The 25,178-nt window shown below is 47.8% G+C and carries 17 protein-coding genes and 1 tRNA gene; 6 read left to right on the forward strand and 12 right to left on the reverse strand.

Annotated features, from left to right (window positions below; genetic code table 11):
• Positions 1-3 precede the first annotated feature (3 nt).
• A complete protein-coding gene (gene uvrA, locus NDI48_12120; protein ID MEP0831952.1) occupies positions 4-3,003 on the reverse strand; it encodes an excinuclease ABC subunit UvrA in 3,000 nt (999 codons plus the stop codon).
• Between the two features lie 178 nt (positions 3,004-3,181).
• Between uvrA and NDI48_12125 the strand changes: the two genes are divergently transcribed.
• Both NDI48_12125 and NDI48_12130 read left to right on the forward strand, forming a co-directional pair.
• A complete protein-coding gene (locus NDI48_12125; GenBank protein MEP0831953.1) occupies positions 3,182-3,412 on the forward strand; it encodes a DUF433 domain-containing protein in 231 nt (76 codons plus the stop codon).
• A 35-nt stretch (positions 3,413-3,447) separates the two neighbouring features.
• Complete coding sequence (locus NDI48_12130) at positions 3,448-3,741, forward strand: DUF5615 family PIN-like protein (protein MEP0831954.1); 294 nt, start codon at positions 3,448-3,450, stop codon at positions 3,739-3,741.
• A gap of 27 nt (positions 3,742-3,768) precedes the next feature.
• Here NDI48_12130 and NDI48_12135 read toward each other — a convergent pair whose 3' ends face one another.
• From NDI48_12135 to NDI48_12150, 4 genes are all read right to left on the reverse strand, one after another.
• Entirely contained in the window at positions 3,769-5,868 is a 2,100-nt protein-coding gene (locus tag NDI48_12135; GenBank protein ID MEP0831955.1) for a pentapeptide repeat-containing protein, read from the reverse strand.
• Positions 5,869-6,215: 347 nt separating this feature from the next.
• A complete protein-coding gene (locus NDI48_12140; GenBank protein MEP0831956.1) occupies positions 6,216-8,036 on the reverse strand; it encodes a tetratricopeptide repeat protein in 1,821 nt (606 codons plus the stop codon).
• A gap of 242 nt (positions 8,037-8,278) precedes the next feature.
• Positions 8,279-9,385: an alpha/beta hydrolase gene (locus tag NDI48_12145; GenBank protein MEP0831957.1), complete on the reverse strand. Its 1,107-nt coding sequence runs from the start codon at positions 9,383-9,385 to the stop codon at positions 8,279-8,281.
• A 105-nt stretch (positions 9,386-9,490) separates the two neighbouring features.
• The gene (locus NDI48_12150) at positions 9,491-12,022 is read right to left on the reverse strand and encodes a PAS domain S-box protein (GenBank protein ID MEP0831958.1); all 2,532 of its coding nucleotides are present in this window, start codon (positions 12,020-12,022) and stop codon (positions 9,491-9,493) included.
• 425 nt (positions 12,023-12,447) lie between these two features.
• Between NDI48_12150 and NDI48_12155 the strand changes: the two genes are divergently transcribed.
• A complete protein-coding gene (locus NDI48_12155; protein ID MEP0831959.1) occupies positions 12,448-13,125 on the forward strand; it encodes a response regulator transcription factor in 678 nt (225 codons plus the stop codon).
• Between the two features lie 275 nt (positions 13,126-13,400).
• Positions 13,401-13,769, forward strand: a complete 369-nt coding sequence (locus NDI48_12160) for a hypothetical protein (protein ID MEP0831960.1) — start codon at positions 13,401-13,403, stop codon at positions 13,767-13,769.
• A 55-nt stretch (positions 13,770-13,824) separates the two neighbouring features.
• On the opposite strand, the gene NDI48_12165 is transcribed toward NDI48_12160, so the two are convergent.
• Positions 13,825-15,054, reverse strand: coding sequence for a methionine gamma-lyase family protein (locus NDI48_12165; protein MEP0831961.1), 1,230 nt, complete (start codon positions 15,052-15,054; stop codon positions 13,825-13,827).
• A gap of 129 nt (positions 15,055-15,183) precedes the next feature.
• Between NDI48_12165 and NDI48_12170 the strand changes: the two genes are divergently transcribed.
• Complete coding sequence (locus NDI48_12170; protein MEP0831962.1) at positions 15,184-16,023, forward strand: acyl-CoA desaturase; 840 nt, start codon at positions 15,184-15,186, stop codon at positions 16,021-16,023.
• Positions 16,024-16,122: 99 nt separating this feature from the next.
• Here the strand turns inward: NDI48_12170 and NDI48_12175 are convergent, their stop codons facing one another.
• From NDI48_12175 to psbZ, 5 genes are all read right to left on the reverse strand, one after another.
• The gene (locus NDI48_12175) at positions 16,123-17,385 is read right to left on the reverse strand and encodes a glutamate-5-semialdehyde dehydrogenase (GenBank protein MEP0831963.1); all 1,263 of its coding nucleotides are present in this window, start codon (positions 17,383-17,385) and stop codon (positions 16,123-16,125) included.
• A gap of 12 nt (positions 17,386-17,397) precedes the next feature.
• Complete coding sequence (locus tag NDI48_12180; protein MEP0831964.1) at positions 17,398-17,802, reverse strand: hypothetical protein; 405 nt, start codon at positions 17,800-17,802, stop codon at positions 17,398-17,400.
• Positions 17,803-18,107: 305 nt separating this feature from the next.
• Positions 18,108-18,179: transfer RNA gene (locus tag NDI48_12185), tRNA-Gly, on the reverse strand.
• Between the two features lie 185 nt (positions 18,180-18,364).
• A complete protein-coding gene (gene ribH / locus NDI48_12190) occupies positions 18,365-18,967 on the reverse strand; it encodes a 6,7-dimethyl-8-ribityllumazine synthase (protein ID MEP0831965.1) in 603 nt (200 codons plus the stop codon).
• A 55-nt stretch (positions 18,968-19,022) separates the two neighbouring features.
• On the reverse strand, positions 19,023-19,211 hold the full coding sequence (psbZ, locus tag NDI48_12195; protein MEP0831966.1) for a photosystem II reaction center protein PsbZ: 189 nt from the start codon (positions 19,209-19,211) through the stop codon (positions 19,023-19,025).
• Positions 19,212-19,734: 523 nt separating this feature from the next.
• Between psbZ and NDI48_12200 the strand changes: the two genes are divergently transcribed.
• Complete coding sequence (locus tag NDI48_12200) at positions 19,735-22,542, forward strand: CBS domain-containing protein (protein ID MEP0831967.1); 2,808 nt, start codon at positions 19,735-19,737, stop codon at positions 22,540-22,542.
• Positions 22,543-23,276: 734 nt separating this feature from the next.
• Here the strand turns inward: NDI48_12200 and NDI48_12205 are convergent.
• Positions 23,277-25,115: a tetratricopeptide repeat protein gene (locus NDI48_12205; GenBank protein MEP0831968.1), complete on the reverse strand. Its 1,839-nt coding sequence runs from the start codon at positions 25,113-25,115 to the stop codon at positions 23,277-23,279.
• Positions 25,116-25,178 lie beyond the last annotated feature (63 nt).

Raw genomic sequence — 25,178 nt, forward strand, 5'->3', positions numbered from 1 at the left:
TTCCTACTCAACAACTTTTGGTGGATGTTGCTTTAACACCCCCTGTAAATACTGCCCTGTATACGACCTCTGATTCTGAGCCACATCCTCCGGCGTTCCCACCACAATGACTTCTCCTCCCTTATCACCCCCTTCAGGCCCTAAATCAATCACCCAATCCGCACAGCGAATCACATCTAAATTGTGTTCAATCACCAAAATTGAATTCCCCTTATCCACCAACCGCTGCAAAACATTCAATAAATGATGGACATCGTAAAACGATAAACCCGTCGTCGGTTCATCAATTAAATAAAGCGTCTTCCCTGTAGCACGACGAGCAAGTTCCGAAGCTAACTTCACCCGTTGCGCCTCACCCCCCGATAAAGTTGGTGCGGGTTGTCCTAAATGAATGTAACCCAATCCAACATCTAATAAGGTTTGCAATCTTGTAGAGGCTCTGGGGATGTTTTTAAATACCTCCAGCGCTTCTTCTACGGTCATATTCAAAACATCCGCGATCGAATGTCCCTTATATTTCACCTGCAAGGTTTCCCGGTTGTATCGCGCCCCCTTACAAACTTCACACTGTACATAAACATCTGGCAGAAAATTCATCTCAATCACATTTACTCCCTGCCCGCCACAAGCTTCGCAGCGTCCGCCTTTGACATTAAACGAAAATTGCCCTGCTTTGTAACCCCTGGCTTTCGCTTCAATGGTTTGTGTAAATATTTCCCGAATTGCATCAAAAATACCGGTATACGTCGCCGGGTTAGAGCGGGGAGTGCGACCGATGGGAGATTGGTCAATTACGATCGCTTTATCAATTGCACTCAGTCCCTTAATCTCGTCTAATTCTTTAGGAAATGGCACTTTTCGAGTTAAGTGATGCTGCAACGCCGGATAAAGTAGTTCATTCACCAACGTCGATTTCCCCGAACCCGAAACACCCGTAATGCAAACCAGCTTACCCAAGGGAATTTCCACATCAATGTGTTGCAGGTTGTTGCGATGGGCATCTTTAATCACCAGCGATCGCCCATTTCCCTTTCTCCTCTCTGCTGGTGTTTCAATCACCCTGCGCCCGGATAAATAAGCACCAATTAGGGAATCCTCCGCCCCTAACAATGTCTCCAAATTCCCCTGCGCGACAATTTGCCCCCCATGTATCCCCGCACCAGGGCCAATATCAACCAAGTAGTCAGCCGCACGAATTGTATCTTCATCGTGTTCCACCACAATTAAAGTATTTCCTAAATCTCGCAATTTAGTTAGGGTTTGGAGCAAGCGCCCATTATCGCGTTGATGCAATCCAATACTCGGTTCATCTAATACATAAAGTACGCCTGTTAGACCTGCACCAATTTGTGTGGCAAGACGAATTCGCTGCGCTTCTCCACCAGAAAGCGTCATGGCAGCACGGTCAAGGGTGAGGTAATCTAAGCCGACATCGAGGAGAAATTGCAAACGCGCTTTAATTTCTCGCAGTGCCAGGTCGCCGATTTGGGCTTGGCGATCGCTCAATTGCAAGTGATCGATTCGTTCTCGACTTTCTTGAATTGAAACGCTGGTTAAATCCAGAATGCGTGATTGTCCCAACCTCACTGCTAGGGCTTCTGGTTTTAGGCGTTTTCCTTGGCAAACTTCACAAGGTTGGTCAATTAAATATTGTTCCAGTTTCTGTTTCTGCAAGTCAGAACCTGTTTCATCGTACTGTTTTTGCAGAATTTTGATTACGCCAGCATAGTGTCGGTAATCCTTGCGTTCTTCGATCCAAATCGGTTTTTCCGCACCATACAAAAGAACTTGTTTCTGTTCATCCGTTAGCTGGTTCCAGCGAGTTTGGATTTCAAAACCATAAGCTTGCGCCACACTATAGAGCAGGGAGAGGTAATAGGAATTATCTTTATCCGACCAAGGTGCGATCGCCGCATATACTGGTGCCTCTGGATCAGGTACGACCAAGTCGGGTGAAAAGGTACGCAAACTCCCTAATCCGTGGCAGTGAGGGCAAGCCCCATAGGGAGAGTTAAACGAAAACAGTCTGGGCGATAATTCCTCCATCACTGCCCCGTGTTCCGGGCAAGCAAAGTTCTCGGAAAAGACTAATTCTTTGGCTGGTTTCTGATAAGAATCCTCGCTATTTATAGGATTTTCTGTTATGGTACTCCCATGGTTTACTGCATCTTCTGACTCTACCGAAGTATCATTTAATACCTCAACCACCGCAATTCCACCAGTACGCTTTAAGCAGGTGGAGAGGGAATCCGTCAGACGTTCCTGTAAGTCTGGCTTCTTGATGAGTCGGTCAACGACGACTTCAATGTGGTGGGTATAATTTTTATCTAATTCAATCGAATCACTGAGCTCTCGAACCTCGCCATTGACCCTCACGCGCACAAATCCTTCCGAGGCGAGACTGGATAGCAGCTTCTTGTGGGTGCCTTTCTTGCCCCGGACGACAGGAGCGAGGATTTGGAAACGAGTGCGGTCGGGGAGTTCCAGGATGCGATCGCACATTTGGTCGATGGTTTGGGGGGCAATATTGCGATCGCAAATCGGGCAATGGGGTTCTCCTGCCCGTCCGAACAACAAGCGCAAATAATCGTAAATCTCGGTAACCGTGCCAACGGTAGAGCGGGGGTTATTGGAGGTCGATTTTTGGTCTATCGAGATGGCGGGACTTAAGCCTTCAATCACATCCACATCCGGCTTATCCAACTGTCCCAAAAATTGCCGCGCATAGGCACTGAGGGACTCGATGTAGCGACGCTGTCCTTCGGCAAAGATGGTGTCAAAGGCAAGGGAGGACTTACCGGAACCGGAGACGCCCGTGAAGACAATTAGGCGATCGCGCGGCAGTTCCAAGTCAACATTCTTCAGGTTATGCTGCCTCGCCCCCCGAATGCGAATCACGTTGAGGTTGTTGCTGGTGGAATGATGCCGCCCATTGGTGTGCACAGAGGTTGCAGGCAATGTCTCACCGGGTAGGGCATCAGATAGATCGATAGGCTCAGGCATGGGAGGCAAGCGAAACAGTGCTTAACGATCTTAACGCTGTGCCCTCTAAACCGGAGTGAATCCAGCGATGGGTATTAGGATTGAGAAGGGGATGGTGAAAATTAACGATAGAGGCTAATGGTTACAATCAAGTTACTCAATTAAACTGAGTCAAACAGATAGCCAATCTAACTTAGTCATGAGTTATCGCAACATCATCACAATTGAACCGGGTAAGCGCGGAGGAAAGCCTTGCATTCGACGAATGCGGATTACCGTGTATGATGTTTTGGGCTGGTTGGCGGCAGGAATGTCTCATGCAGAAATCTTGGATGATTTCCCTGAGTTGACGGAGGAAGATATCAGAGCGTGTTTGGAATTTGCGGCTGACCGAGAACGTCGTCTAATTGCTGTGGTAGGGAACACTTGAAGTTACTGTTTGACCAGAACTTAAGCCGGAAATTGGTGACTCGGCTTGCAGATATTTTCCCTGATTCTAGTCATGTTCAATGTCATAGTCTGACTGAAGCAGATGATAGTGAGATTTGGGAGTTTGCCAAGATTCAAGGGTTTTGTATTGTGACGCAGGATGCGGATTTTGCAGAGCGAAGCCGTCTTTATGGTTCACCGCCGAAAGTGCTTTGGTTACGCTGTGGCAATGCACTAACAAGTAATGTGGAGGCAATCCTTCGTTCTGGAGCTGAGACAATTCAGGAATTCATGAGCAATGGCTCACTTGATTGTCTTGAACTTTACTAAACTTCTTGGCGATCGCTCCTCGCTATGCTAATTATGTTTGGTACCATCAGGCATGATGGCTTCCTTGAGATTGGCACCTTTAAGGTTGGCATTCTCCAAGTTGGCATCTTTGAGGTTGGCACCCTGCAAGTTAGCACCAGCCAGGTTGGCACCCTGCAAGAAAGCACTGTCCAAGACGGCACCTTTGAGATTGGCACGCGCTAGTTTGGCATTCCGTAGGTTGGCATTCCCCAAGTTGGAACCCCATAGCTGGGCATCCTCCAAGTTAGCACCTGTTAGGTTGGCGCTCCACAGTTGGGCACCCCCCACCATAGCATCCTGTAGGTTGGCATACCAAAGTTGGGCATACCCCAGTTGGGCACCCTTGAGTCTAGCCCCCTGTAGATTGGCATACCCCAGGTTAGCACCTAGTAGGCCAGCTCCCTCCAGGTTGACCATCTGGAGATCGCACCGTGGACAATGTCCAGTTTTCCGTAACTGTGTCACAGAACTGAGCTGTGTCATAGAACTGGGCTGCGTTACAGGACTTGATGACAATTCCGATACCTGTTTGGTGTCTAGAGCAACGTTGTAGAGCCGAACTTCATCAATGAATCCATAAAACGCATTCCAGGCAGGATGGTTGCCAATGGATATGGGGCGATCGGAATCTTCAAGGATACCACTAGCTGCTGTCGATGCCACTAGTTGACCGTTGATGTAAAGCAAGAGCTTCTGACCGTTATACACACCAGCAACATGTGTCCAGACACCTGGGGTTGCTGGGGCTAAAACCTTGACCAACTTTTCATCAGAAAATCTTACAACAAATTCAAAGTTATGGTAGGCGACGGAGAGCATATACGAATCCTTCGCATACCACTTGTTCACGATGGTTTGCAGTCCGGAGACTCGTGAGGGTTTGACCCAAGCACTAACAGTCATCTGGTTAGTGAAGTGAAAGTTGGGCTGATCTGGAATTTCAATCAGGTCATCGACACCATCAAAGAATCCTGCGTACCCGAAACGTCCCTGTTCACAGGTAACACCTTCGAGCATCGTTCCCTCTATTTGACTCCCTAACTCATCAGCCAGCATCGGTTTACCCGCACTACTGCATTGGTCAAAGTTCCAGTATCCTACTAGGGATGATTGGCTAGTTCCTACTGGGCTGAGATGCGGCGTGGAATTCTCACTTTTTAGCGGCGTCGAGTTTTCAACTTTTACAGGATTTTCACGCTGGAAATCCATCATCTTTATGATAAAAAGGGCAAAAATAGTGAGGGTAGCTAGCCCTATCCCAGTCGTACTCTTCCTGGGCTTTACAGCACTGACTAAACTCTCTAAGCCAGAGGCAGCGCCAACCACCTGAATGGGTTTCAAGGCTTGCAAGGCATCCCATGCATTGGCATAGCGGTGTTTGACGTTAGGTGTAACCATCTTCTCCAACCATAAGATAAAACGGGGATTGAGTTTGGGTACTAATTTCTTGAAATTAAAGCGATAGTTATCATCAATTAAGTTCCCCACGTCCTGCGATCGCGTCCCCGTAAGTAAGCAAATCAGCGTCGCCCCCAAACTATAAAGATCGGATGCTTCGGTAAGAGAACGACCAAACTGTTCCTCCGGCGGCATGAAACCCGGAGTACCCGCGGCAACGCTACTGAGAGCCAGTTCCCCACTCCGAATTCGAGCAAAACCAAAATCAACTAGATAAGCATTCAATTGCTTGTCAACCACAATATTCTCTGGTTTAATGTCCCGATGAATGACTGGAGGAGTACGGTTTTGCAAATAAACTAAAATCTCTAATACTGATTCAGCGATTTTCTTAATATCTTCAGGCGTAAAGCTGCGTCGTACCGTCAGAGATAAAGCGTTTTTATATTCCTGCACCAAACAAAAGCCTGATTTCGTTTCAAACGAATCCAAGTAGTGGGGGATGCGAGGGTGATTCAGTTCTCGCAGAACTGCAATTTCCCGTTCGTAAGCTTTAAAACCCGACCAATTTGTACCTGCAAGGGCAAAACGGAATTCTTTAATGACTACTTCAACAGGTGGAGCGAGACTAGTGTCTGTGGCGAGGTAAGTAATGCGCCCCCCTTCAGGGTTGCGTCCCAATTCTCGAACAACCTTATATCTGCTCATTTTCCGTCAATCCCTGTGTTTCGCTGTAGACAAGAGCTTGCTTTCCGTCGATTTTGGCGACGCGAGCTGTAGCAATATATCTCCCGACGCTTGCCACTTATGCAAACCGTCTAAGGGAAGACGAAACGATGACTTCTATTTTCAGGTGAGATAAAGACACATCAATATAATGGAGGGTGTTCGCTTTCTCTTCTACACCTATCTGTGTTAATTCGTCTGTCCTTTTTAAGCAAAACCACGTATAGCAAAAGACAGAAGGCAGAAGGCTGATACGTGGTCGTTTGAGCCGTTAAATCTGTCCTAACCTTTATGGCGACATATATACCATCACATCAGCAAACAGTCTACTATCCCAACTGACTCAATGCCTGTGCTCGGTTGTGTATTGCCGTGGGGAAATTCGGTTGAATTTGAATCGCTTTATCGAACGAAACGATCGCATCTTCGTACCGTTGCAACATCAATAATACTCCCCCTCGATTCCCCCAAGCTTCCGCGTCTAGGGGATTGAATTCAATCGCCTTATCATAAGAAGCGATCGCATCTTCATAACGTTGCAAGTTATATAGAGCAAAACCTCTTTGAAACCAGACCTCCCCGTCGTCGGGTTGGAGTTGAATCACCTTGTCATAAGCCGTGATTGCCTCTTCGTACCGTTGCAACTCACCCAGCGCCATACCTCGCTGAAACCAAGCCTGCACATACTTGGAATTGAATTCAATCGCTTTATGATAAGAAGCGATCGCATCTTCATACCGTTGCAAGTTCCCTAACGCCGCACCTCGATTGAACCAAGCAACAGCATTGTTGGGTTGGAGTTGAATCACCTGATCAAAAGCAGCAAACGCCTCTTCGTATCGTTGCCAGCTAGCTAACAGCACGCCACGGTTATACCAAGCAACAGCATAGTCGGGCTTGAATTCAATCGCTTTGTCATAACAAGCGATCGCATCTTCATCCCGTTGCAAATTTCGCAGTACCACCCCTCGCATCACCCAAGCTTCAGCGTAGTCTGGCCTGATTTGCAGGGCTTTATCCAAACAATTAATTGCCTCTGAGTACGATTGCAACTGATAGAGTGCCTGAGTTCGTTCAAACCAAACCTCGGCATCGTCGGGTTGGAGTTGAATCACCTTATCATAAGAAGCGATCGCATCCTCGTACCGTTCCAATTGATAGAGTACCTTGCCGCGTTCATACCAAGCTTGATAAAAATTGGGTTGAATTAAAATCGCTTCTTCATAACAGGAAATTGCGTCTTCATACCGTTTCAATTCACACAAAATATGTGCTTTATCCAACAACGTTTGAGGAGTATCAGGCGGGGGAGGTGGCGCTTGGAGAGAAGCAATTAATCCCGCCTCTTTTAAAGCTTGCAATGCTTCTGTGGCTGACGAGTAACGCTGGCGAAAATCATATCGCACCATCTCGTCTAAAACATTGGCTAACTCACGGCTAACCTGTACTTGGTCACGCCAAACAATTTCACCATTTTCATCTTCTGGTAATTTACGAGGATGTATTCCTGTAAGGGCTTGAATCGCAATCATCCCCAGGGCATAAATATCACTACTGAACCTTGACTTACCTAGAGCTTGTTCGCTCGGCATATAGCCAAGAGTGCCCATATTAACCGTCAACGTTACGTTCTTTTGGGAATCTGTTAGCTGGGTACTTAGTTGTTTGACTAAGCCAAAATCAATCAGAACAATTTTGCCATCTTTATGCCGTCTAATATTTTCCGGCTTAAGGTCGCGGTGGATGACATTCTGCTGATGCACAAATTCCAACACATCCAGAATATCTCGCAAAAGAGCAATGACATAAGACTCACTCAATGGCTTATTGGGAGTGAATTCTTGGCTGAGATTATGACCTTCGATAAATTCCTGAACTAAATAAAACTCTTGATTTTCCTCAAAGTGAGCTAAAAGTTGAGGAATCTGAGGATGATTCCCCAACCGATAGAGGACTTGTGCTTCTGCGTTGAATAGCTGTGCCGCTACCTTGAGATTATTCGGATCAGTTGCTTCAGGTTTGAGTTGCTTAACAATACATCGAGGATTACCGGGTAGCTGCCGATCTTCAGCCAAGAAGGTAATACCATACCCGCCCTGTGCCAATTGACTGATGATTTGATAACGTCCACCCAGTATTCGTCCTTCCATGAGATTTATTTCGATATGGCAATAACGTGTTATAGCAGAGGGCAGAAGGCAGAAGGCAGAAGGCAGAAGGGAAAAGATTGATGGGTCAAGGTTCCAGTATTTACATGTGTCCTAATCGCCTTGGCGACTGCTATAACTGTTCCAATCGGGGTGAAGTTGAATTATCCTCGCCCGCAATCTGACCATTATTATGAATATTCCGTGCTTGCCATAATTCCTACCCAGAATTATCAGTGGAAGTGTCAAAAACAGGCCGTACTGAACGCGCTGACTATTTCAGCAAATTCCTGATTGTGTTCCATTAAACTCATATGTCCACTTCCCTTTAAAGACACAAATTCAGATTGAGGTAATTCCGCTTTCATGCGAAGGCTGGCATCTGGTTTAGTCGCAATATCTGAAGCACCAACGATGAGTAGTACCGGAATATGAATGGTGGAAAGTGTTGCCGTTTCCTCATACTTAAACATCGCTAGGGTGCCGCGTGCCAGAACACCAGGCGAACCCAAAGCTGATAATAAAGCGGAGAAGTCTAATTGACCCCGTGTTTCAGTCCCTTTAAATCCCGATAATTCTACACTGATATGTAATGAACCATTGAAATAGCTCAACCAAGTCATCAACCAAAGGACAGGTGATAAGCCAATGGTAAGGTACAACAAGGGTTCGAGTAATGGCTTCTGCACGGCGCGTAAGACCTTGCTCAAAATAGCCGTTTTCACGGGATTGGTATAGGTGGTATCCGCGAGAATTAAACCTGCCACCCGACTCCCCAACTGTTCTGGAAACAGCCGACAAAATGTGAGTGTGAGCATACCGCCCATACTGTGTCCGAGTAGGATAACCGGCTTCCCCACTAAATCAACAATCGCTTCAAGATCGCGGGCATATTTTTCGAGTGAGTAATCCTTATTGTTGGGTTTACTTGATTTTCCTAATCCCGGCAAATCCCAAACAATCACGCGAAAGCGATCGCTTAATTGTCGCTTGGCGTAATACCATACAGTACTGTTTGGCCCCCACCCATGTGACAAGATAATGGGTTGTCCATCCTCTGGGCCATAAAACTCGACCTGAAGTACGGTACCATCCGGACGCCGCAAACGCTGCACCGTCTCAGAACGAGTGCGCTTAGGTTCATCCCGTCCCGCACGTCGAAACAGCGGCAAACTGATAAAACGACCCCCGAAAGACCAGAGAATCATCCCCAGTCCACCCAGCAAATAGGACATACCATCCAGTTCACCGATATACCACTCATACAGGATGTAAATGCCCCCACCCAATATACTGATGGACAGCAGCCCTACTAGCCAGATGAGGAGGAAATTGAAGGGCATAAACACCATGAACCAAAACCTCCGATAGGGTATGCTCTTCGTTGTCAAAGAGCCTAATACCGAGGTTAGACCAGAGTTTGCTTGATCGCAACTAAGCGGCGGTTTGAAACCAATTCAATACGACCGTCCCCAGTCTCCATCCTTCATCCCTATCTGGATCGGAATCATCACTGTAAACGTGGTACCTACTCCTACCTCACTGGTAAACATGATTCTGCCGCCATGTAAATCCACACACTTTTTCGCGACCGTCAGCCCCAATCCTGAACCGGGAATACTCTCAACATTCGCTCCCCGATGAAAGGCTTCAAACAGATGAGGTTGATCGGATAAGGGAATGCCAATTCCCCGGTCATAGATTTGCAATAAAATAGCTTCTTGATTCCGCAGAATTTCTAAATTAATCTCACCTCCTTGAGGCGAATATTTAATAGCATTTGAGAGTAAATTTGATAAAATATAACGCAAAAGCTTTTCATCCATCAAAGCCCATTCTGCTTCGCTTTGGTTAGAAAAAACTAAGGTATGCAAAGCCGTGGCATAAATCCGCATTTCTTGGAGCATTTGCTGACAAAAAGCATTGAGTTCAATGGGCGTAGGAGCAAACTCTAGTCTTCCGGTTTCGGCTCGATTAATGGTTAAAATATCATCCAGCATTTGCCTCATTTCTTTAGCCGCCGAGACAATCCGCTGGAGATTTCTGGTTCGTTTCTCCTGAGACCATCCCTGAGCAGACGATTCCAGAATTTGAGCCGTTAGTAAGATAGTACTCAAGGGAGTACGAAACTCATGGGATGCCATGGAAAAGAAACGGAGTCGCAGTTCACTAAGCGCTTGCTCTCGTTCTAACGCCCGACGCATATCTTCCGCTCGTTTTCGATCCGTGATATCAATGCCAATACCGATGATATGTTTAGTCGAGCCATCGGTATCGAGAATCACCGTATTAAACCAAGAAATCAGGTTGCGACTGCCATCCCGTGCGATCCAGTAATGTTCAGACTCGTTGGGAAATTGACCTGCTTGGAGTTCCTGAATCATCGCTTGGACTGCTTCCACCTCCTTTGGGATTAAAAACAAATCCCAAATATATTTCCCCTTAACTTCCTCCAACGAGTAGCCTGTAATTTGTTCACAAGCGCGATTAAAACGAACGAATCTTCCCTGGTCATCGAGAACTACAATTAAAGCATTGACAGCTTCCAAAATGGCTGAAATAAAGTTACGTTCTTCCAGTAAAGCTATCTCGACTTGCTTGCGTTCTGTTATGTCGCGCAGAATGGACAAATGCCGTCCGGGTAAAAAGTCAGCTTTCGCTGCATAATCCACGCTTCGCACAGTTCCGTCCAAGTGTAAAAGGCGCATTGTCCCCGTTAACTGTCCCTGTTTGCGGAAGGAGCGCCACGCCGATGCAAAATCAAACCCCGGTTCCATAAACTCTACAATCCGCCTGCCCAAAAGCTCACTCAAGGGCAGACCTAACAACTGGCAGGCCGCGGGATTCGCTTCTAGATAGCTTCCCTGATCATCTGTGATCATAATGGCGTCCAGTGACTGCTCGAAGATCGCTCGTAACTGCTGTTCCCTAATCCGAATGCTCGTGATATCCGTAGCCGCGCAGGTGATGCCTACAACGTCCCCGGTTGACCCAAGTAACGGTTCTACCGTCAGGTCGTAATAGCGAATTTCTTCCTTGACCGTAACAAATACCTCTTCGCGCGTTCCTATCCCGTTTGTCAGCACTCGCTGCTTGATGGCTGTCAGCCGTTTGGCGTCTTCAGGAGCCATAATTTCAGCGTCTGATTGACCGATGGCTCTCTGGATTTGGCTCTCTGGATTCGGATTGTAGATCCAGGTGTAACGTAACTCGCTGTCTTGAGAGAACACAAAGGTTGGCGAATTTTGCAGCGCCACCCTGAAGCGCTGCTCACTACTTCTGAGCGCTTCTTCCATCTGCTTGCGCTCGGCAATTTCAGTGAGTAAGTCCTGGGAGGTTTGGATTAATTGAGTTAGGCGCTCTGCGATCGCAATTTCTAGCTCCTGATTGACTTTTCGTAATGCCTCTTCTGCCTGCTTGTAATCGCTGACATCACGAGCCACTGCATAAACCAACCCTTCTTCCAGAAACGGGACAGCCGTCCAAGACAGCCATTTGTAAGAACCATCCTTGCGGCGATAGCGATTCTCAAACCGAGTAATACACACACCCCTGCCCAATTGCTCCATCTGAGCTTGGGTGGCTTCCACGTCTTGGGGATGAACAAAAGCGATCCAAGGTTGGGCTTTTAATTCCTCAAGCGTAAAGCCCAAGATTCTCTCCCAAGCTGGATTGATATGGGTGACATAACCGTCTGTGTTGCTAATCAGGAGCATATCCAGCGACAGGTTAAAGAAGCGCTCGGCGCTTGGGGACTCCTCACTGTGCTGACGCTCAGGTTGTAAGGCTGAATCTAAGGGTTCTGCAACGCTTTCCCCCTCAGGATTGGGTTGTGTACTTTGGTGCAGCACGTCTTCAGAGAACGGCAAATGAGTGAAACCAAGCCCCAGCCGAGAGTACGCCCAAGCGAGTACCACCAGACTGCAACTGTTAGCGATCGCGACTATCAGCATGGGATTGAACCCATTCCCGCTCCAGGGTTTGCCCATTAGGCTCCCATACGAAAAAATAGTCACTCCACTGATCAGGCACAGTGCCAACCCAAACCCGATACTAAGGGTTCTTTTTGTGATAAGCATTTTCATTATTATTGGATTTTAGTCGTCATAACTTGATCTTTAAAGTCATAACTTGATATTTAACTTGCTATTGAACAGAGAGGCAAAATTAGGAATGGGTAAGAGTGGGGGAGAAAATTTAATGATGTTTCTTTCCTCGGAAAATAGCAGAGGTCTCTGGAGAGCCGACTGAGTGAACAATTGTTAAGCTTTGTATCTTTAAGGTAAAGATGTTATGATTTGTCTTTCATTAATCCGCCATTTCACCCTTGCCGAAGTGAACTTAAGCGTAATGGTTTCTTCAACCTCCCTCCTACCTGTCTATTTAACTATTTCAAACTCAATAGGGTTTGGCTATGAGAATCCTGCTAGTCGAAGATGATGCGGGCTTTGCTGAAGCCCTAGCAGAAGCCCTGACGGATCAATGGTATGTCGTGGATGTTGCGAGTGATGGGGAAGCCGGTTGGATGCAAGCCCAAGCGATGGACTATGACTTGATGTTGCTGGATGTGATGCTTCCTAAACTAGATGGGATCAGCCTTTGCCAGAGATTACGGGCTAAAGGCTACAGCAATCCAATTCTGATGATTACGGCTCGCGATACTAGCTACGACAAAGTGAGCGGCTTGGATGCTGGAGCGGATGACTATGTGGTTAAACCTATCGATCTCCCCGAATTGTTAGCCCGTGTTCGCGCTTTGTTGCGTCGAGGCATGAGTTCAACGTCGCCTGTGTTGGAGTGGGGGGGTTTGAAGCTTGACCCTAGTACCTATGACGTGTCTTACGATGACAAACCCTTGCGTCTGACGCCTAAAGAGTATGCGCTCTTGGAGCTTTTCTTGCGGAGTGGGCGGCGGGTACTCAGCCGCAGTCTCTTGATCGAACATATTTGGTCTTTAGAGAGTCCCCCAACCGAAGATACGGTCAAAGCACATGTTAAGAGTTTACGCAATAAACTCAAAACCGTAGGCGCGCCTAATGATTTAATTGAGACGGTTCATGGTCTCGGCTATCGCCTCAAACAGAGTTCTTAATTCTTATTTACAAAAAACGTTTGTTGGTTTGGGCGTTCTTACCCAAATTTTTCACTTCCACGCTGTACATTCAGCGGAGTAAACCCATCGTAGAGGCTCTGACCTTTCCCGCTCTCCTGTCTGTTGCAGAGGGAACTACAGAGGGCAGCGAAGAGTGGCTTGGTCTGTACTTAGGTACACAGGTCTTTTGGTTCAAGAAGCGATCGCTGAGGGTTTATTCATTTTTCCGCGTGGATTAGCGTTAGTTGGTAGCCCATCGATTTGAGGAGCGAAACATGTCATCACCAATGCCCAAAGAGAGTGAAAACTTGGGAATCGTGGTCATCAATGAAGAAATTACAAATGCCTTAGAGCTGTATCCTGATGAACCTTACAAGCAAGCTTTTGCTAATCCTGAATTACGCCAAAAATTAGTGGACTATGTTAGGAGTGGAATTCAGGGACTTTATCCTGTTTTTGCCAATCAGCAAGGCTGGCCGGTCAAGACCAAGTTTCCATATCGTTCCTTAGAGCTGCGTTTGCATATCGAGAATTATGTTCATTGGGGAATTGAGCATCTTTTGGCTGCTAATTCTGACTGGCTTGTTCGCTTCAGAACCCAGGACGCTCAACCTAGCTATACCCCTTCCCATCGCTTTAGCTAGATTTTAAGCGTGTTAAGGAGGTAGTGAGTGCAGATGACCCTTCCAGCCAACTTCTTTAAGCCGATCCAACGGCTTCTATAGCCGCTTCTAGCGCGATCGCCACATGAGTCCAATGGGTTCCCCCTTGACAAAAGGCAATATAGGGCTTTCGCAGGGGGCCATCGGCGGAAAATTCGGAAGTGCTGCCATCAATAAACGTACCTCCTGCCATGACCAACTGGCTCTCATAACCGGGCATCTCTGCGGGCACGGGGCTGAGATAAGAGCCGATGGGTGAGTGCTGTTGAATCGCTCCACAAAAGGCAATCAGCTTCTCTGGTGAACCTAGTTGGATGGCTTGAATCACATCCCGCCGGGGTGCCATGGGCAGCGGATTCACCGGGTAGCCTAGTTGGTGGAAGACATAAGCCGTTAAGTGATTCCCCTTCATGGCTTCTCCCACCATTTGGGGGGCTAAGAACAGCCCTTGAAACAGCAGCCGATTTTGCTCGAAGGTTGCGCCCCCCGCACTGCCAATTCCAGGGGCCGTCAAGCGACAAGCGGCGGCCTCAACTAAATCGGATCTTCCGGCGATGTAGCCTCCCGCTGTGACAATAGTGCCACCCGGATTTTTAATCAGGGAACCGGCTATTAGGTCAGCCCCAACGGCTGGGGGTTCCCGGTTTTCAATAAACTCGCCATAACAGTTATCCACAAAGCAAATCGTGTCGGGGTTTTGTTGTTTCACCACCTGGACGATTTTTTCAATGTCGGCAATGGAAAGGCTGGAGCGCCAGGAATAGCCACAAGAACGCTGAATTAAGACAAGGCGCGTGTTATCGCTCACCCCTTGACTTAAATTGTGCCAATCTACGGTTCCCTCCGGGGTGAGAGGTAACTCACGGTAACCAATGCCAAACTCCCTGAGAGAGCCTTGGTTTTGACCTCGTAAACCAATCACCTCTTCTAACGTGTCGTAAGGCGCACCTACCACCGCCAGCATCTCGTCACCAGGACGCAGGACACCAAACAGGCAACAGGCGATCGCATGGGTTCCTGAAACCAACTGCACCCGTACCGCCGCTGCCTCAGCCCCCATCACATCAGCAAACACCTGATCCAGCGTTTCGCGGCCCAAATCATCATGCCCGTAACCGCTGACCCCGGCAAAGTGATGAACTCCTACACGGTGACGGCGAAAGGAATCCAGCACTTTTTTGAAATTTTGCTTGACGGCGGCGTCAATTCCGTAAAAAATCGGAACTAGTGCCTTTTCTGCTTCTTGCAGTTGCTTATCGCTGTTCATTAATCAATCAATTTGTGATTGGCGATTTTTGAAGGTTGGATTTTTCACAAATCAAAACTCCAGAATCCATCCTTCAAAATCTCAAATAAGATAACAGATTAGGCTACACAATTTAAATAAAACTTACAGATGACGAGCGCTACCTCAAATCCAGAAAAAGTGGAGATTTCCTCCCCCTTACGCCCCGATTGGGTCACCATCATTTTCATGGCGGTGTTACACATCGGTGCTCTTTTTGCCTTGCTCCCTAGCAATTTTAGCTGGAAAGCTATTGGCTTAGCTATCTTGCTCCACTGGGTCACTGGTGGTTTAGGAATTACTCTAGGATTTCATCGCTTAGTCACTCATCGGAGTTTTCAAACTCCTAAGTGGCTGGAATACTTCTTCGTTTTCTGCGGCACTTTAGCTTGCCAGGGAGGACCAATCCGGTGGGTTGGTTTGCATCGCATCCATCATTTACATTCTGATACTCAACCCGATCCTCATAATTCCAATCGGGGATTTTGGTGGAGCCACATGGGTTGGATGCTCTATAATATCCCAGCGGATGTAGATATTCCTCGCTACACAAAAGACATTTCAGATGACCCTGTTTATCAGTTTCTACAAAATTATTTTGTCCCCATTCAAATCGTTCTGGGCTTGATTTTCTACGGGCTAGGAGGCTGGCCTTTTGTTGTTTGGGGCATTTTTGCCCGTATCGTTATCGTGTTTCACTGCACTTGGTTGGTCAACAGTGCAACTCATACGTTTGGTTATCAAACGTATGACGCGAATGACCACTCAAGAAACTGTTGGTGGGTGGCTTTACTGACCTATGGTGAAGGCTGGCATAACAATCATCACGCCTATCAATATTCGGCTCGACACGGTATGAAATGGTGGGAAATTGACCTCACCTGGATGACGATTCAGTTTTTACAATTGTTAGGTTTGGCCCAGAAGGTCAAACTGGTAGGAAAAGAATAATAACGGGTAATTGTAATGGGTAATTGGTGCTTGGTCATCGGTCAGGCAAAAGGCAAAAACAGTTTTTACTCTTTGCTTACCCATTACAATTACCCATTCCTAATATTTCCCATTACCCTGAATCACCTGCTTAAGTGTTGTGAGCGCCTCCAAGCTAATCATTCCTCGACGATAGCCCTTTTGGTTGGACATCCCCAGAAAAACCGCATCTGCCCGTTTTGGGTTGCGGGAAAATCGAGGCGAGGAATTAATATAGACCGAGGCGCTATCAACACCTAAGGCAAATTGGCGACTTTCCTGATAAGACTCTGTGACAATGCAGTCAGCATGACCACTACTGTACTGGTTCAACCAGCTAATCGCGGACTCGATGTTATCGACGACTTTAAAGGCAATAGTGTTATTGAGATAAGGTTGATTCCATTCCGATTCGGCTGCCAAGGTTAACTGTTCGGGAAATTCAGCCACCAGTTCGTCATCGCCTTTGAGTTTGAAACCCTTTTCCTTGAGGCTATTCCAGAGCATGACCAAGGAGGATGGTTTTTGATGACGATTAATCAAAATCTTTTCAATCGCATTCACTGGATCAGGTTCACTCGCCTGACTGTCTAAAATGACCCAACGAACCATATCTAGCGTCCCTGTGGCAGACCAGTACAGGTAACAGTTGCCCATGGCGGACCTTAAAACCGGTGCTGTGGATTGCTCCAGCACTTGCTGTACCAGCGTGGGTCGTCCATAGGGAATGACTAAGTTGAGATAGCGGTCTTGGGTAACTAAATCCCGAATCGAAGCACCTTGTTCTGAGGGCAACAGTTGTAGGCATCCTTCTGGCAACCCGGCTTCATCTAATGCTGTTTGTAAAGCCTGCGAAATCACTAAATTAGATTGACTCGCTTCACTTCCCCCTCTGAGAATCAGGCAGTTGCCAGTTTTGATACAAAAGCCTGCGGTGATCGCACTTAACTCTGGAAACGCTTCATAAATTAGAGCAATGACGCCCAGTGGCATCAGGTGGCAATAGGTTTGAGAGTGATCCAGTTGGTAGGAGGCGTTCATCACCCGCCGGATTGGATCGGATAGCTCCCCAATCCTTTGCAAAATCTGGATGGTCGTCTGAAGCCGCTCAGGCGTCAGCTTGAGCCACTCCCAAATGATCTCTGGCACTGCCATCTCTCGGCTGGCTTCCAGGTCGAGGGTGTTGGCTTCCAAAATATCATCAAAGGAGTTAGAGAGCGCCTTCGCCATGGCTTGAATCCCGCGACTGCGGTCTACTCCTGTAGTCGTTGCTAAGACTAAAGAAGCCCGATAGGCACGGAGTACAGCATCAGTGGGGTTAGGCGTAAAGCCATCAGTCTCCATTTTCACCTTCTGCTAACGCCGATGAGCTAGCCAAAGCCAGAGAGAAGGCAGTACCGCTATCAGCACCGCCAGCAACACCAATACAAAGGTGACGGCTTTGGGAGCGCGTAACGCTATCGGAAGCCAGACAACCAGGAGTACGAAGACCATCCCCACTGCAATCGGTAAGTAATATTCCCCAAAACTCGAATTCGCTGTACTCCACCGATGCCCTGTCCAACGCCACACTTTTTTGTAGGGGTAGCTAGTAGAAAGTTGTTCTATGACATACCCACTTTCTTCAACCACAAAGATCTGCTGACAGCGATTGCAGCCAAAGGCATCTGTCAGCGTGATCGGTATTAAAGAACCCCGACGCCGACAAGGGCAGGGGTACTCATTGTTTAAGTCAATCTTTTGAGATTTCTGAGATGGCACAGGCGCTATTTCATTACCCAAACACTTCAAGCAAAGATTATCCTAACTTGCACGAGCCGTAGTGTTGGTCAATCCCATTTAGGCGAGAGTAACCAGCGACTACTGCCTGAGACGCGATCGAGACCCCGGATTGAGCGATGCAGAGGAAATGCCCATTTTTAATATACTAGCGCTTCCCTTAACATGCACTACCCTAGATCAGCATTTAGACTTAATGTTGTCAATGTTTTGTATAATTTACAAGCCATAGTAACTCAGTAACAAGCACTGATATGATTCGCTATTTTAACTTGTACTTTTTTTAAAGCGGGTAACGCGATTCGAACGCGCGACATTCACCTTGGCAAGGTGACGCTCTACCACTGAGCTATACCCGCATCGTTTCCACAATTTCTAGCTTGCCAGAATAATCACCATCTGTCAACTGATGCGTGAATTTTAGATTTTGGATGTTGGATTGGGGATTGGGAAAACGGAAAGACACCCAAGGTGGACACGGGAGAAAAACTGGCTTGTCCCCCGTGTCTGAGTGTCCCCCGTGTCCCCTTCCATGCCCCAATTGCTACTCAGCCGACGGTTGGCGTTCAATCCTTGCCTCTGAAGTGATTGTCCGATTAGAGGAAATCGGTAGCACCTGAGGGGTAACAGCACTTTCTTCATAAGTAGCATAGGCTGAAGCTATCCCGTTTCCCTTGAAGTGCTGCATTAAGCTGGCCATCTCCAAGGCATTCAGGGCATAATCCCAGCCTTTATTGCTCTTGATACCCGCTCGTTCTAAGGCTTGCTGCATGGTATCGACTGTCACAACTCCAAAGATTACTGGCACACCTGTTTCCACACCAGCCGCAGCAACCCCCTTGGCCACTTCAGCAGCGACATAATCGAAATGAGGGGTTTGCCCCCGGATGACTGCGCCTAGGCAAATCACGGCATCATAGCGTCCCGTGAGTGCGGCTTGACGAGCCATCAGAGGCACCTCAAAAGCACCAGGTACCCAAATATAATCCACTTGAGTACCGTGGGGATTGGTATCAACACCGTGGCGTTTCAGACAATCTTCACACCCTGCTAGAAGTTTGCCGGTCACTAAATCGTTGAATCGACCAATGATAATTGCAAACCGTAGGGGTGTAGATGAAGTAAAAGTTCCTTCGAAAACTGCCATGGCTGTTGTGTTAAATCATTAAGAGCGAGAATTTGGCTGGCGGCGTGTACGTTGTTTACACCACCAAAAAATTCAAGACACCCACTAAAAGAACAAGAGCGATCCAAACGCCGGAACCTAAAAAGATTAACTGTTTGGATTGATTCCAGTTCTGTGGAGAGGCGTAGGCGACGGGCACACCGACAACCATAACAAAGGACAGGGCAACCAGAGCAGCAAGTGATATTTGAAATATGATAGACATTTCTTGTTCTCCCAAATTAAAAGCAGTGAGCTGGATAGAAACTATTCAGCCCGAATTTGACTGATAGTGAAGTACGACAGGGACTCTTCCCGTATCATTCCTAGCTTCATCCGCCGATGCCTTTTAGAGCAAAGCCTAATGGGTCTTACTCAGCGTCTCCGAGAAAACACCCTCCCAGAAAAGGCGTAATCAGAGTTTGGAGCTTGGCTTACGCCAACAGGACAAGTGCTTTGCCCTTTGTCGTTTGGAGTTTCCCTGGCTGTGCTAGTTGCAGCCCACTTATATCTAAATTGTGGATATGTGGATTTTGTGATTCAGCCATCCAGGCAGGGAGTGCAACCAAATAATATAATCTCATGGCAAGAGCTAGAGTTTTCTCTTTTATTGCCGGGTTTTTATCGAGACCGACTCTGGAAAGCCTTCTTCCTCAGTCTGATTAAATCCTTTGTATCAATTAAGCTACCAAAAGTTGACCGACTTTGGCTGAAATTTCCGAGCGGTTAAACCCCTCACCCCGCGAACCATGGATCTGATTTTGTGCCACACCACCGCTGATTTCGATGCTCTAGGAGCCGCCGTGGGGTTGACGCGCCTGAAGCCGGGAGCCAAGCTAGTTCTGACTGGCGGTGCCCACCCAGCGGTTCGGGATTTTTTAGCCCTGCATCGGGATGAGTATGCCCTGATTGAGCGTCGGTCTGTCAACCCCAAACAAATTCAATCCCTAGTTGTAGTCGATACCCAAAAGCGCGATCGCTTGGGAAAAGCCGCTGAGTGGTTCGACTTACCCCATTTAACCGCGATTGAAATCTACGACCATCACCTGGATATTGATAGCGATATCCCCGCCACACAAATTCAGCTTGAGCCAGTGGGAGCAACGACGACTCTGATTGTCGAGCAGTTGCAGCAAACTTCTATGGCGTTAACCACGGCGGAAGCAACGGTCATGGCACTAGGTATCCATGTGGATACAGGTTCTTTGACCTATGACCAGACGACAGCACGAGATGCTGCCGCTTTAGCCTGGTTGATGCTACAAGGGGCAAATGTGCGGCAAATTGCCGAATATGTCGATCCGGGACTGTCTCCTCAACTCCAAACCCTATTAACACAAGCCCTGGATAATTTACACTCACAAGACCACTTGGGCTACAAAATTTCTTGGGTACTCCTGAAAACAACAGGCTTTGTACCTGGATTATCCGGCTTGGCGTCCCGACTGGTTGAACTCACGGAAAGCGACGCCTTGCTCCTAGCCGCGGAGTATCCGCGAAGAGGGGAAGCTGGGCAAGTTGGGGAAGCTGAGGGATCTGAGGGATCTGAGGAAGCCACGAGGCAACAGGTCCCTATCGTTGCTCATCCCCTTTGCCCCTCATACTTGACAGTGATTGGGCGATCGCGAATTGAAGGAACGAATTTGAATGAGTTATTCCAACCTTTGGGTGGGGGTGGACATTCCCAGGCGGCATCGATGAGGCTGCGAGATGTGGATGTCCTGGCAACTGTAGAGCAGCTTGTTCACCAACTTAAAGACCAAATCCAAGAGCCGCTAAGCGCCAGGGAGTTAATGTCGTCGCCAGTACGCACCATTCGTCCCGAAACAACGATTAGCGAAGCCCAACGGATTTTGCTGCGTTATGGTCATTCGGGGCTTTCGGTGGTAGATGAGAATGACCAACTGGTTGGGGTTGTTTCACGGCGAGACTTGGATTTAGCATTACATCACGGGTTTGGTCATGCACCTGTTAAAGGTTACATGACCCGAAATGTCAAGACGATCGCGCCCGAAACCTCTTTGCCAGAAATTGAGTCGCTGATGGTGACTTACGATATTGGGCGTCTTCCCGTTTTGGAGAAGGGACAGTTAGTCGGAATCGTCACCCGTACCGATGTCCTGCGGCAACTGCATCAAAATGGCAGTGGAGACTGGGAAGCAGGGGAAAATGTGTGTCCGCTACCGATGACCCATCCTCAAGCTATCATCCCTAATCTTCGCGATCGCCTCGCTCCGGCGCAGTGGGAACTCCTCACCCAAGCTGCTCAGGAGGCTCAATCTAGGGGTTGGCATCTTTATTTGGTGGGGGGAGCAATCCGCGATTTATTACTGGCTGATGCGTCACAGATGCTACTGCTTAAAGATATTGATGTAGTAGTGGATGGGTTTCATCGCTCAGCGGATACGGGTGCAGGGGTAACCCTAGCTCAAGCGATTCAGAAACTCTACCCAAACGTTCGTTTAGACGTTCATGGAGCCTTTCAGACGGCAGCTTTGTTATGGCACAATGACCCAGTTCTGGACTCCTTATGGGTAGATATTGCCACCGCTCGCACGGAATTTTATCCTTATCCGGCGGCGAATCCCGAAGTTGAAGCCAGTTCGATTCGTCAAGACTTGTATCGGCGAGATTTTACAATCAATGCTTTGGCGGTTCGCCTGACGACTTCTCGGAGTGGGGAGTTGCCCTTATTGGATTTCTTTGGGGGATTGCTCGATTTGCGATCGCGTCAAATTCGAGTCTTACACGCCAACAGCTTTATTGAAGACCCCACCCGGATTTATCGCGCTGTACGGTTTGCCGTGCGCTTGGGATTTGAGATTGAACCCCAAACCGAAGCGTATATTCGTTATGCAATGGAAAGTGGAGTCTATGAGCGATCGCTCTCCCAGAATGACAAAGCCCCTGCCCTCCAAACCCGCCTCAAAGCTGAACTGAAGCATATTTTACAGGCACCTTATTGGCAGAGAGCTTTACAGCTTTTAGCCTCATTAGGTGCACTGCGCTGCATCCATCCCACCCTAAAGCTCAATGAAACGCTGTGGTGGCAAGTACGTTTGGTTGACCGCAGGCTGCGGCGGTTTGACCCTACTCGACGCCTAGAACACTGGCAGATGCGTCTAGAAGTGTTGCTGGCATCCCTAGATCCCGAAGAACGAGCGACTGTGGCAGAAAATCTTCAGTTGCCACTCGATAGTATTGAGCGCCTCCAGCAACTCGCCCAAGCACAAGCACAGCTAGAACAGTCCTTGCCGAATACCCAGCGTCCCAGTGAAGTCGTCTGGTTACTGCGTCAGTATAAGTTACCCACTTTAGTTTTGATGGCGATTCAGGCTCCCAGAAGCATCAGGCGGACGTTCTGGAAATATCTCACAACTTGGGCCGATATACAGGCACCGCTCAATGGTAACGACCTGAAAAAGCTGGGTTATAAACCAGGGCCACAATACCGAGAAATGTTGGACAAACTCTTAGCCGCAACCCTGGATGGAGTGATTCAGGATGAGGCAGAGGCTAAAGCCTTTCTGGCAGAACATTATCCGCCGCTCCCGTAAGACTCAATCCGTTTCGAGCACCTCCTTATTCCCTAAAGGAGGGGGAGAGGGGGGCCGGATCTCATACCAGGATGGGGAGACATTGTTTAGACCCTTAACAAAGGGGTCTACAAGTCGGATTTGGTATAAGGCTGTTCACTTGAGATATAAACACTATTTATAAAGTGACCTAACTCACAATAATTTGAGACAAAAATCACTCATCTTCTACAGAAAAATCACCAACAGCATTGATTGATGACACGTAATCTCTTTGGGGAATAGCTGAAGATTAAGAGTAGGGTCAATAGTTTATCCTTTTACATTCGAGGCAGAAATTATGTTAGGGTTTTTAGTTTTAGCGGCTTACCTCGCTGGTTCTACGGTTTTTCTTGATACTTTGTTTCGCCAGCAGGTAGACTAGTTTTGTGTTTACGGTTTTGCGTACCGTTTGAAGATTCGCTTGCTCACCCGCTCAAAATGAGCTCAATTATCACCAGGGTGAACATCTTTACACTCCCCACACTGGAGCTAGCGCTCAAATTGAGAGAGTTTCATTTCTTCCCTTTCATCGAGTTGCCAGACCATTAATTCAACAACTCGTCATATCATTTCCATTTGCATCGGAATTATTCAAAAACCTCGGCGTTCCTCAGCCTCCCCTGAAGCGCTCTGAAGCGTTAAAAGAATATGATTCCAATGCAAAGGGATTCGATATCACCCCTTCAGACTGGGAAGAGTGGCAAGACTCCTATTTACATAGCCAGCTTGGCTGCTATCGCCGCTATTGTCTTGGCTTTAAGTTCATCCTCTTCAATGCTTTCAGCCGCTTTCAAGGCTTGCGCTCCCTGCCCTAATTGGGCAAATTTATCAGCAATTTCAGTTAAAATTTTGGCTCTTTCACTTCCTTCCAGGGATGATGGACTGTCTGGGAGGGAAGATGCTATTTGAAGTGCCCGATCCAGTTGACCCAATTCCACGAGCTTGGACGCGACTTGGTTCAAGACTGTCGCTCTAGAACCTTCTCCTTTGAGGCTTTTAGTCAGTTTTAAAGCTGGCTCAAGCTGTCCTAAATCTGCCAGTTTGACAGCAATATCTGTTAGGGTTGTTTCTCTTCCCAAGTCACTTGGGATCGATTCAGCCATCTGGAGAGAACGCTCAGTTTGTCCAACCGTAACAAGTGCAGTTGCAATGTGGCTGATCGGCTGAGACGCCCAAGAGTCATTGGGTTTTGTGGATGTTGGTGGTAAGGGTAAATCTTGAAGTAATTTTGAGGCTTGTGACTCTTGTTTTGTTGTTTGCAAAACTCTGGCGATCGCAATTATAGCTAGGGCTTTGGCTTCAGTATTGGGAATGGAGTTTGCTACCTGGAGTGCTTGAGAAACTTGCCCAGCCAGTGCCAGTTGGTGGGCAATCTCACCCAAGGCTGTGTCTTTGATACTGGGTTGGGGAAAGATATCGGACTCCTGCATTGAGCCAGATACTGACTGGGGTGATGCTGTCATGCCCTGTACCACTTGCATTGCTGCGTCAAACTGTTGCTTTTGTGCCAGTTTAAGGGCGATATCCCTCAACGCATTTTCCTTTGTACCAAAATTGATCATCGTCCACTCTGGGCTATAGTCCTTTACAGGAGGAATTGCAGCAATTTTTTGAGCGATCGATAAAGCGAGGGGTACTTCTCCCATCTCTATCAGTTTGATGGCGATCGCAGACCAAGCGATCGATTGCTCCAAAGGACTTTGGATGGCTTGGGCACTTGTCCACGTTTGCTTGACTGAGTCTATTTTTGTCAGATGGCTAAGAATGCCGAGAAATGCCCAGGCTTGATAGTCCTGAGTCGATTGCCCAGCGGCGGAACTACAGCCAGAGACGCTTCCCGCCACTTGCAGGGCACTGTCTAACTGAGACAGCAAACTTAAATTGCCAGCGATTTTAGAGAGTACCGCAAATTTCTCGTTGCCGCAAAAGCCATTCGATTCATAGGCATAGTCTCCGGTAATGCCTCTGGCAAATTGCAGCGCCTCTAATAGGATCGGCTGGGCTTGCTGCCATTGTCCTCGATCCGCAAGACTCGCGGCGATTTCATTGAGAGCTTGAGCTTTCAGGAGATGGGAAGAAAGTGTCTTCGTTAATTGCAATGCTCGTTCGGTCTGTCCGGCTTGAGCCATTTGAATGATAATATCCCGCAATGCTGGGCCTTGATCGTACAGGTTAAACTCAGGAGTGGTTTGTTTGGTGAGCTGTACGGCTGTGTTAAACAATTGTTCTGAGCGCGCTGTCTGCCCTACTTGTGCCAGATTAAAGGCGATCGCAGACAAGGCCCTGATTTTAGCAGCCCGATCCGAAATCACCTGTGTCACCTGAATGGCACGCTCGAAGAGTGGCTGGGATTGCTCAATGTTTCCACTCGTAGCTAGGTTGAAAGCCAAAACGGCTAACACTTCAGCCTGACTGGAGGGATGACTGGCTGTAACGGTTTGGGCTGGTGTAGCCTGACGGTTAGTAGCAACGGAACTGGCAATTCCTGGCGATCCCAAAATCATCAGCAGGGAGAGGGCGATCGGTGGAAAATAAGTCTTTTGTGATGGCATCAATGCTTAAACAACGTTCCAAAGAAAGACTGAAAAGCTCGTCAACCACTTTGAGGGTTTGCT

It is taken from the genome of Microcoleus sp. AS-A8, assembly GCA_039962225.1.
Lineage (GTDB): Bacteria > Cyanobacteriota > Cyanobacteriia > Cyanobacteriales > Coleofasciculaceae > Allocoleopsis.